This is a genomic window from Nitrospinota bacterium (assembly GCA_035528715.1).
GTDB lineage: Bacteria > JADFOP01 > JADFOP01 > DATKYB01 > DATKYB01 > DATKYB01.
This window is the reverse complement of the sequence record DATKYB010000008.1, coordinates 1-10811: the sequence shown is the minus strand read 5'-3', so window position 1 is coordinate 10811 and position 10811 is coordinate 1. Positions and strand designations below refer to the sequence as shown.

Annotated in this window: 8 protein-coding genes; 3 read left to right on the top strand and 5 right to left on the bottom strand. The window is 36.2% G+C overall.

The window, feature by feature from the left end; translation table 11 throughout:
• Window positions 1-280: 280 nt before the first annotated feature.
• Window positions 281-1303, bottom strand: coding sequence for a rod shape-determining protein (locus tag VMW81_00470; protein ID HUU49420.1), 1023 nt, complete (start codon window positions 1301-1303; stop codon window positions 281-283).
• A gap of 164 nt (window positions 1304-1467) precedes the next feature.
• On the opposite strand from VMW81_00470, the gene VMW81_00465 reads away from it, so the two are divergent.
• Both VMW81_00465 and VMW81_00460 read left to right on the top strand, forming a co-directional pair.
• Window positions 1468-3381 carry a peptidylprolyl isomerase gene (locus tag VMW81_00465; protein HUU49419.1) on the top strand — a complete coding sequence of 638 codons (1914 nt, stop codon included), beginning with the start codon at window positions 1468-1470 and terminating at the stop codon, window positions 3379-3381.
• A gap of 21 nt (window positions 3382-3402) precedes the next feature.
• Window positions 3403-3888, top strand: coding sequence for a 4Fe-4S dicluster domain-containing protein (locus tag VMW81_00460; protein ID HUU49418.1), 486 nt, complete (start codon window positions 3403-3405; stop codon window positions 3886-3888).
• Between the two features lie 119 nt (window positions 3889-4007).
• Here VMW81_00460 and VMW81_00455 read toward each other — a convergent pair whose 3' ends face one another.
• A complete protein-coding gene (locus tag VMW81_00455) occupies window positions 4008-4592 on the bottom strand; it encodes a tetratricopeptide repeat protein (protein ID HUU49417.1) in 585 nt (194 codons plus the stop codon).
• Window positions 4593-4693: 101 nt separating this feature from the next.
• Window positions 4694-5242, bottom strand: coding sequence for a CoA pyrophosphatase (locus VMW81_00450; protein HUU49416.1), 549 nt, complete (start codon window positions 5240-5242; stop codon window positions 4694-4696).
• A 236-nt stretch (window positions 5243-5478) separates the two neighbouring features.
• Here VMW81_00450 and VMW81_00445 point away from each other — a divergent pair, with 236 nt between their 5' ends.
• Window positions 5479-7929 (top strand): AAA family ATPase, encoded by a 2451-nt coding sequence (locus VMW81_00445; protein ID HUU49415.1) that lies wholly within the window; start codon window positions 5479-5481, stop codon window positions 7927-7929.
• Window positions 7930-8019: 90 nt separating this feature from the next.
• On the opposite strand, the gene VMW81_00440 is transcribed toward VMW81_00445, so the two are convergent.
• Both VMW81_00440 and VMW81_00435 read right to left on the bottom strand, forming a co-directional pair.
• Entirely contained in the window at window positions 8020-9624 is a 1605-nt protein-coding gene (locus VMW81_00440; GenBank protein HUU49414.1) for a 4Fe-4S binding protein, read from the bottom strand.
• 18 nt (window positions 9625-9642) lie between these two features.
• On the bottom strand, window positions 9643-10557 hold the full coding sequence (locus VMW81_00435; GenBank protein ID HUU49413.1) for a DUF362 domain-containing protein: 915 nt from the start codon (window positions 10555-10557) through the stop codon (window positions 9643-9645).
• Between the last annotated feature and the right edge of the window lie 254 nt (window positions 10558-10811).

Below are 10811 nucleotides of genomic sequence, written 5' to 3'. Positions count from 1 at the left end.
TTCTTCCTTTACATTCACCGATGAAACATAACTGTCCCAAATTCTATTTAATTTATCAATAGATCTGTTAATGAAGGCTTGAACTGGAGAAAATGCAGATACAACGATTGAGTCTAAAAAAAAGAAACTTCTCTTATCCTTGAAATCGACTGTCATTAAGAAGAGGGAAAAAAAGGTAAGAATTAAAAGGATAATTAGTTTTTTCCGCTTTCTTAATAATTTTCTCATTACTCAGAATAAATTTCAGGGAGTTTCCTAGGATTATCTAAGATACAATAGACTATATTGAAAGCCTTTTTAATAAGTCCATATCATCCAGACACTTTCCAGTTCCCAGGACAATAGCAGTGAGAGGATCCTCAGCTAAAGTAATAGGTAGACCTGTTTCTTCCCTAAGCAGGATATCCAAACCCCGCAATAGGGCACCCCCTCCAGCTAAAACAATACCCTTATCGACAATATCAGAGGCTAACTCAGGAGGAGTTTTTTCCAAGGCATCCTTTACGGTGTCTATTATCGTTGTTATAGGTTCAGAGAGGGCATTTCTTATCTCTTCATCAGTGATTTGAAAAGTCTTTGGAATACCATCAACCAGATCCCTCCCCTTCACCTCCATGCTTAAAGTTTCCTCGAGAGGATAGGCAGAGCCAATCTCAATCTTTATCTTTTCAGCTGTCCTCTCCCCTATGAGTAGATTATATTTTCTCTTTATATAATTTACAATACATTCATCCATTGCATCTCCCCCAACCCTTACAGACTTGCTGAAGACAATCCCTGAAAGGGAGATGACGGCTACTTCTGTAGTGCCTCCTCCGACATCTAATACCATGTTTCCAGATGGTTCTTGAACGGGAAGTCCAACGCCTATTGCTGCAGCCATGGGTTCTTCAATAAGATAAACCTCCCTCGCTCCAGCAGACTCAGCAGAATCTCTTACAGCCCTTTTTTCAACCTGAGTAATACCAGTAGGAACACATATAATAATTCTTGGACGAACCAGCGTCTTTCTATTATGAACCTTTGTTATAAAATAACGCAGCATCGCCTCTGTGATCTCAAAGTTTGCTATAACTCCGTCTTTCATTGGACGAATAGCTACAATATTTCCAGGTGTTCTTCCAAGCATCTCTTTCGCTTCGGTTCCAACTGCCAGAACCTGGTTGCTATCTTTATCTATAGCTACAACTGAGGGTTCGCATAATACAATCCCCTTTCCATTCAGATAAACAAGTGTATTAGCTGTTCCAAGGTCAACTGCCATATCATTCGAAAGTAAGCCAAATAAGACATTGAAAACCATATTATCCTCTCCCCTTTTCTTAAGTTGTGGTAATCATAAGAAAGCTTTTCTCTAAAAAATGAGATTAACATTAATGCCTTGAGATAGCAATAGAAATTTAAAAAAATGTTGCAAGAAAAGTGATATTATTATATTTATAACTAAACCGAAAGGAGTAAATTAAAATGCTTAGAATTTTAAGAAGTCATATTCAGACCTGGGTACTGAAAGCAGTTCTCATCTTTGTAGCGATCACATTTATAGGATGGGGTGCTGGTTATTTGGGTAAAACTCAAAAAGAATTTGAAATAATAGCCGAAGTATATGATATACCCATCACCTATGGTGAATGGCAAAATTCCCTTAAGTCTTTAGACGAATTTTACAAAAATATCTACAAAGATATTCTACCTGGAGACTTCACAAAAAGGTTAAACCTTAAAGAGATGGCATTAAATGATCTCTTACGAAAAAATATCCTTCTCTATAGTGCAGAGAAAGAGGGTTTGGTTGTTACAAAGGAAGAGTTGATTGACCATATTCAAACAAATCCTCTCTTCGTAAGAAATGGCAAATTTGATGAAAGAAGTTATAAATTTTTGTTAAGCAGAAATCGTATAACTCCCAAAGAATTTGAAGCAAGCCAAAGAAATGAGATTCTGATTAAAAAGATGGGGGATTTGATTAAAGACAGTGTAATGATATCTAAAAGGGAGTTATTAGATGCTTTTAAAAGGGAGAATGAAGAAATTCAAGTAGAATATCTATTATTTAAGCCTTTGTATTTTAAGAGTAAGATAAAGATTTCTCAACAAGATATAGAAGAATTCTATAATAAAAACAAAGAAGAATTCCGCGAACCAGAAAAGAGAAAGATAAAATATATTTATCTCAACCCTAAGGATTTTATGAAAAAAGTAAGAATTGATAAAACAGCAATAGAAGAATATTATTTTGATCATGAAGAAGAATATAACCTGCCAAAGAAAATCAGGGCCAGACAAATTCTGATCCGAATCCCTCACAACTCCTCTCAAGAGAAAAAAGAAAAGGCAAGAAAAAAGACAGAGATGATCATCAAAAGACTAAAAAAGGGAGAAGACTTCTCAAAATTAGCAAGGAAATATTCTGAAGATTCCTCAGCCAGAAAGGGTGGAGATTTAGGATATTTCAAGAAAGGAGAGATGATACAAGAGTTTGACAAGGTAGCGTTTTTCTTAAAAAAAGGTGAGATTAGTCATCCTGTTCTCACTCCTTTTGGCTATCATATTATTAAAGTAGAAGATATAAAGGAGGCCTCTATAAAAGAACTGAAAGATATAAGAGACGAAATCGAAAAGAAGTTGACAGAAAATGAGGCAGATTACCTTGCTGAAGATAAAGCAAATGAGATCTTTGAAGATATAATGAGAACAGGGATTGATTTAAAAGAAATAGCGCAGAGATATTCTTTTGATTTAAAGACAACCGGTTTTTTTAACAAACAAGAAAACGAAATAAAGGGGATTAAAAATAGCGGTAATCTCATATCTTCCGCCTTTTCTCTCGAATTAGGTGAAGTGAGTGAGATTGTGAAGTTAGATAATGGGTACTATATTTTTAAACTTCTCGATATAAAGAAGTCATCTATTCCTCCATTAGATACAATAAAGCCAAGGTTAAGAGATGTTTTGAAAACAGAAAAAATGAAAAATGCTGCCTTCAGAAAGGGCGAAGAAATTTTAACACAACTCAAAACCACAAAAGAGTTAAAAGACATTGCAGAAAAGCTGGGATTAAAGACGGCCACCACTGGATATTTTTCTCGCGCAAGCAGTATACCAGGTATAGGAATAGATTTAAATTTCATAAATCAAGCCTTTAGATTAAAAAAAGGTGAGAACACAATAGTAAAATCTGATGATGGAGTTTATGTTATAAAACTCCTTGGGAAAAAACCTATTGATATGAACAAGTTTAAACAAGCCAGAGAAGATTTAGCTAATAGATTATTAATACAAAAAAGAGAAAAGGTTTTCCAGAGTTGGATTCAAAATAAGATCGATATCGCTTATCAAAAGCAACTAATAAAGATAAACAAAGAATTATTCTCAGACTAACTATTAAGCAAGTAAGAATTGGTGAGTAAGATATTAACTGTAGATCCAGAAAAATGCACGGGATGCAGAATGTGCGAACTGGTCTGTTCAATGAAAAAACATGGAGAGTTCAATTCTGCAATCTCCCGAATAACCACAATAATCTCTATTGAAGATGGATTTTGTCTTCCCATATTCTGTTTTCAATGCGATGATTATCCATGTGGTCAAGTCTGCCCTTCTGGGGCGATTTCAAGAGAGAATGGAGTTGTAAGAGTAGATGAACAAAAATGCATAGGCTGCAGGATGTGTCTTTTAGCCTGCCCATTTGGGGCAATGAATTTCTATAGTGAAGGGGGCTATGCCATCAATTGTGACACGTGTGATGGAGATCCAGAATGTATTAAATTTTGCTATCCGAAAGCCCTCTCTTTTAGGGAAACAGAACTATCCATGCATCATAAAAAGAAATCTCTTGCTCAGAGGCTAAAAAACATTTATGGGGAAAAACAAGAAATGCTGGACTGACCATCTTTATTTTAAGTGATTCTTTTATCCTACGTATTAAGAGACAAACGCTCTCAGCGATTATGTCAATTATAGATATCCTGTGAAATTCTTATTCTATCTACCGATTTCTTTGTTAATCAATTGAGTATGTCCTGAAATCTCTTTTCGTTCCTTATGGAATCAAAATAGGAAGATTCAATCAATAACTGATTGAACTTTTCATTTCTATAAGGCTTGGCCTTTTCTAACCAAAGATAGCAATCTTCTTTATTCCCTTGGTTAAAGTGTATCATCGCTATGTTTAAATAGCTCTCTACCATCTCTGGCCTTATCTCAGTTGCCTTTTTAAAAGCAGAGATTGCCTCCTTATACTGGCGTTTATTCCAATAACATACACCAAGATTTAAAAAAGCCGTCTCTTTGAAGGAAAATCCTGTAGAAAACGTGGCAAACTTCTGCCATTTTAGAAGATCTGGATTGTAGTCAATCTCACTTATAAATTCTTTAAATAGTCTTATTGCAGTATCATAACGATTTCTTTTTAGCTCCTTGACCGCCTGAAAATAGGTACCTAACATCCTTCTAGCCAGACCTCCGACACCAAGAATAGTCAGACCAAAGATAATAAGAACCTCCTTTTGCACCCCCATATTGATTAATACAAAGGTGATGATAACACCAAAGGTTAACCAAAAGACTAATTTATTCATTGGGTTTGTCATAAATTCTGCCTTATCTTTTAAATATTTTTTTATTATCTATGGATATCTCTGTAAAAAGAAAAATGTCAATTGTCTCTTCAAAGTGTTGCCCATATATTGAGCTATAATAGATCAAGAAAGCTTTTTATGATCCTGGCAGTAGCTCCCCAAATCCTATAGTGATTGTATTGATATACATAAACTTTTCTTTTCTTTCCCTCGTAAATCCATTCCTCTTCTTTGAAATTTTCCTTTTGAAGAAAAAAAGAAAAAGGAACCTCTACCAGCTCTTTAATCTCATCTTTATTGATTTTGAATTTACAGGGATAAGAAATAAATCCTACAAAGGGAGTAACCTTGAATCTTGTTACTGTTTCGATATCATCTAACTCCCCAACAATATTGATATCTTTTTCTAAAAGACCTATCTCTTCAAAAACTTCCCTCGTGACAGTGTTTTTCAAATTTCTGTCCGTTTGCTCCCTTATTCCACCGGGAAAAGATATTTGTCCCTTATGGTGCTCAACAGATTCTGTTCGTTTTGTAAATAAGATATAATACTCCCCATTTTTCTCGAATAGGGGGATCAATACCGCAGCAGAGACTAAATCATCACGAGATATTTCCTTTTTAATCCTACTCGAAAAAATCTTTTTAATCTTCTCTTTCATATTGATAATTCCTTATATCTCATATAGATAAGAAATCTAATCCTCTCAATATATTTCGAAACTGTTTCTTATGAGAGTTTCTTTAGCGATATCACATTTCCAAAAAGGTGTCAATTCTCTTAAACGGATAGATATGATAAATGACTTTCTTTTTTGATCCCGATTTTCCCAACAAAACCCTTGACAAACCTCGATAAAATGAAGATATTTAAAAAAGATGAAATTAAGGAGAGAGCATGCAAAGATACTTTTATTACTGCACAGATAAACTAATGGAGGCAGTCAATATAGGCTCCATGGAGATGTTGACCCTTAAACAGAACGAACTCTCTCCTGAATTTATCCTCTTAGGCCTTCTCGAGCAGGAAGATTCAATGCTCTTTGATATTTTTAAAGATATGGGGTTAGAACCAAAAGAAATTAAGGGAATGTTATTAGATAAGATATATGGGATACAGGAAACGAAAAAAAAGTTTTCTGGAGACGTTATTCCTACCCAAATCCTCCTCACCAAGGAAACAGAAAATCTTTTAAAAGTAGCCAAAAGTGAATCAGAAAGAATGGGAGATAAGTTTATAGGTGTTGGAACCATGTTTTTAGGAATGTTGGATGAATCAGTCGGTTCAACATCCAAGATTCTTAAAGAACTTGGGATCAGTTATGAAAAGGTAAAAGAGACTTTATCCAGGATCAAAGGAGATAGGCATATCGAAGACAAAAAAGCAGAGAGTAAACTCAATGTACTGCAAAAATATACAACAGACCTGACCCAAATGGCAAGAAAGGGAGAACTTGATCCTGTTATTGGTAGAGAACAGGAGATAAAAAGGGTAATTCAGATTCTATCACGCAGGAAAAAGAATAACCCTGTGCTAATAGGTGAGCCGGGTGTAGGAAAAACTGTAATCGTTGAGGGTCTTGCCCAGCAGATAGTAGAGGCTGAGGTTCCAGAGACCCTTGTCAATAAAAGGGTACTTATGTTAGAGATGTCTGAAGTCGTTGCAGGCTCCAAATTTAGAGGAGAATTTGAAGAAAGGCTTAAGTCTATAAAGGAAGAGGTATTAGCAGCTGCAGGACAGATCATACTCTTTATTGATGAACTCCATACTGTTGTGGGTGCCGGCGCTGCAGAGGGGAGCATCGATGCTTCGAATATGCTTAAATCAGCCTTAGCAAGGGGTCAACTTCAGTGCATTGGTGCGACAACGCTGGATGAATATAAAAAGCACATAGAAAAGGATAAGGCTTTGGAGAGAAGATTTCAGATAGTTTTGATTAAAGAGCCATCAGTAGAAGATACTCGCCAGATTCTTCAAGGTTTAAAAAAGAATTATGAAAGCCACCATCAAATTCAATATAAAGATGGGGCACTGATGGCTGCTGCAAATCTCTCAGAAAGATATATCATAGATAGATTCCTTCCGGATAAGGCCATTGATCTTATCGATGAGGCTGGTTCTAGAAAGCATCTTGACCTCATCTACCTACCCCCAGAGCTTAGAAAAATAGAAAAAGACAAGGAAGACCTCCTCCAAAAGCAGAAAAATGCATATGAAAAGCAGAGTTACGAAGAGGCAGCCAAGTACCAACAGAAATTTATCACCCTTGAAAAAGAGTTCCAGAATAAGCTATCTGAATGGAAAAAGGATATAGAGCCCGGGGATTCCATCGTTGATGAGGAGGATATTGCCAAGGTGGTTGAAGGCTGGACAGGTATCCCTGTGGCCAGAATGCTGGAGAGCGAGGCTGAGAAACTGATGAATATGGAGATGAATATTCATAAAAGGATTGTGGGTCAGGAAAATGCTGTAAAGGCTGTTAGCGATGCGATAAGAAGAAACAGAGCTGGGCTCAAAGAAAAGTTGAGGCCGATTGGCTCCTTTATATTTTTAGGGCCCACAGGTGTGGGAAAAACTGAATTAGCCAAAGCCCTTGCAGAGTTTCTCCTTGATGATGAAAATAAGCTGATCCGCCTTGATATGTCAGAATATATGGAGAGACATACTGTCTCTAAATTTATTGGCTCTCCTCCTGGATATGTTGGTTATGAAGAAGCTGGGCAATTGACAGAAAAGATAAGAAGAAACCCCTATTCCATCATCCTCTTAGACGAATTAGAAAAGGCTCACCCCGATGTTTTCAATATGCTCTTACAGATTTTGGATGATGGCCGTCTCACTGATGCCCATGGACGCACAGTGAGCTTTAAAAATACTGTGATTATAGGTACATCCAATATTGGAAGCGAATTAATAACCAAGGATTCGGTAGCAATAGGTTTTGGCAGAGATACCAGTGACAAGAGATATGAAGATATCAAAAATAAGGTTTTGAGTGAAGTAAAAAAGGTTTTTAAACCAGAATTCTTAAACAGGGTAGATGATCTTATCGTATTTCATCAATTAGATGAAGGACATATAAGAAAAATTGTTGACCTTCTCATCAATAATCTGAAAGAAAGGATCAAAGAAGAAAAATTAGAAATAATCGTTACTGATAGAGTAAAAGAAAAACTTGCCAAGGAGGGCTTTAACCCATTTTATGGTGCACGGCCCTTAAAGAGGACAATTGAAAAACTTATAGAGAATCCCCTTGCTCAAAAAATTATATCAAAAGAGTTTGAAAAGGGAAATCTTATAGAAGTCGCTTTAAAGAACGGGAATATTGAGTTTAGAAAGAAAAAGTAGTTACTGGTTTTGCTCGTAAAAGAATAGAATAGATCTCTTATCTATAAGAATCTTTATAAAAATACCCAGAAATTTATTCACTTCACTTTTTCAAACTCTCTTACCAAAGACATCCCTATCCAATACGAAGGGAAGCTGATTTGTTTTAGACCTTGACTCCCCTATGCTTGTAACCACAATAGCCGGTTTATCAATCACAGGACAGAGGTTCTCACAAATCCCACACCCGATACAAAGGGCTGCATCTACTACGGGCTGCTGCAATATAATCTTCTTCCCTTTTTTGTCAACGACTGCTTTTTTGCGAAACCATATAGCTTTCTTTGGTGTGGGGCATACCTCTTCACAAACAATACACGGGCTATCAAGAGCATAGGGAAGGCAACGATCTTTATCTATAAATGCAAGTCCAATCTTTATCTTTACCTTTTCCTCAACAGGCAATTCTTTAATAGCCCCGGTTGGACAAACCTGACCACATAAAGTACAATAGTATTCACAGTACCCAAGCCTTGATACAAGGATAGGAGACCATATCCCCTCAAGACCGGCCTCAAAAAGGGTAGGTTGAAGACCATTTGTAAGACAAACCTTCATGCACTCTCCACATTTAACACAACGCTCTAAAAAAATATCCTCTTCTACTGCCCCGGGTGGTCTTATAAGAGAAGGTATGGGTCTTTTCCTCTTCGGATCTAATTTTATTAGAGGAACAGCGAATATCCCGAAAGCTGCTGAAGTCAATATATGTCTCCTCCCAAGATCGATTCCTTCAACACTTCTTTGAAAGGGCGAACGAAATCTAAAATGAGAAAAACCTTCCCTGCATTCATCTACGCAGCAAAAACAGACCATACATTCCGATGGCATCCATTGAATTTCTCTTTCGAGCATTCTTCCACCCTGACATTTTTTCATGCAATCTTTGCACTGTTTGCATCTCTCATCAACCTTCATTTCAATAAAGCTAAATCGAGAAAAGAAACCCAGCAAAGCTCCAAGAGGGCAGAGGAAACGACACCAGAATCTATCTTTGATCAGATTTAAAAAGAGAATACCAAAAAAGAACATCCCTATAATAAAGACCTGTGAAAAGTATGGTTGATTGAATGATAGATAGACCTTCTTTAATAAACTATAGATGGGCTCTGAGATAGCTTTGATAACCTTTATATCAGTAAAATACAAGAAATCAAAAAACGACCTAAAGAAATAATTTAAGATGGGGTTTATGCTGATTGCAAAGGATCTGATGAGAAGGGATAAAGGATCAAGTATGCCTGTAATATGAAGTGTAAAAAGGGACGAGATAAGAATAAATATAAGGATCAGATATTTTAACTTATACCGGTTATCGAACTCCCCATAACTTCTCTCAGGCAAATTTGTCTTTTTTTTCGAAGATAAACCGATAAAATGATTTAAAGAACCAAAAGGACAGATCCAACCACAAAAAACCCTTCCTAAGAATACGGTAAGGATAATTAAAAATACTGAGAGGAAGAGAGTCTTGGGAATCTCTGCAGGAATACCATGAGAGGCAAGGATAGTTGTGATCAGGATGAGGGGATTAAAATCAAGAAAGAATTTAACAGGGTATTGTATTTCATTTTTCCCAGCATATTCTGTTAAGACAAGCAGAACAAAAAAAATAATGAAAAAGGTTATCTGAATGATTACTCGGAATCTTTTCATATATAGCTTGAGAGAATTTTAACTAATAGATTGAACCCTCTTTATCTTTATCTTACTCAAATCCATATTACCAATACCTCTCTCTGAAGCAATTTTAACATATCCTAAATCTTCACCCTTGAGATCAAAGAGGGTTGCACCATAAGAATCCACTGCAACTTGATCAACTCCAGCAATAACCGTCTCTTTTAGGCGAACATCCCCCAGGTCACCCCCAGAAGGTCCATTATCCACTAAAATCCTGTATGCATCGAGAATGGTCAAGGTAGGTTTGATTGCCATTGCTAAATCTGCAAGAGACCTATCAATATCATTATGAAGCCACCCTCTATTTCCTCCTATTACTCCCATCCAGTTTTTCATAGCCATTGTAAGGAGGGCAGTGCTGTGATCTTTGGCAATAGGAATGTTTATAATAGTGTCTGATTCGAGGATATCTTGATATACAGGCCATGTTTTCAAATATTCTCCCTTAATACTCACTTCCTTAAATTTTCTCGGATCAATATGCGAGAGCTCTGCCCCTGTATCTTTAACGGTATCAAATATACCGCTTCTCATATAACACCTTCTAGGGTCATTTACTGATCTGTCAAAAATCTTTACCTTTTTTGCTTCTGCATCAAAACACATTATTACTGCTGCCTTTACCACATCAGGATTTGTATTGGCCGCCTGTTCAGGTGTTCTATCCCATCCTATATTTGGTTTGATCACAACCACATCTCCCCTTTTGACAAACCGTTTCATCCCTCCCAATCCCTCTATTGCTCTTAAGGTTATTTTAAAAGGGTCTTTTCCTTCTGAGATAACCATCTCCGGTAAATCCAAAGATGCATCTGCAAGAAGCTTCATATAAGGAGGGAACAGCGAACCTATGCTTAAACCACCTATGATTCTCAAGAAATCTCTTCTTTTGACTTTATGATTCATAATCATTTCTCCATAGATATAAAAAACTCAATTTCATAAATGGCTCAAATTATATTTTGCCTTTAGCTTAAAGTCAACTTTCCGTAATAAAAAAGAATTTTCTGGATAGAAAAAGATAAACAGGGCTAAAGAACATTTTTACCTCACAAAACACCATATTGACTTTTTCAATGAATCAAATTATTATTTTTTTATTATCTCTTTTTTATTATGTTCAGGGGGGTCTTTTGGTTTCTGATCTTATTAGATTATTA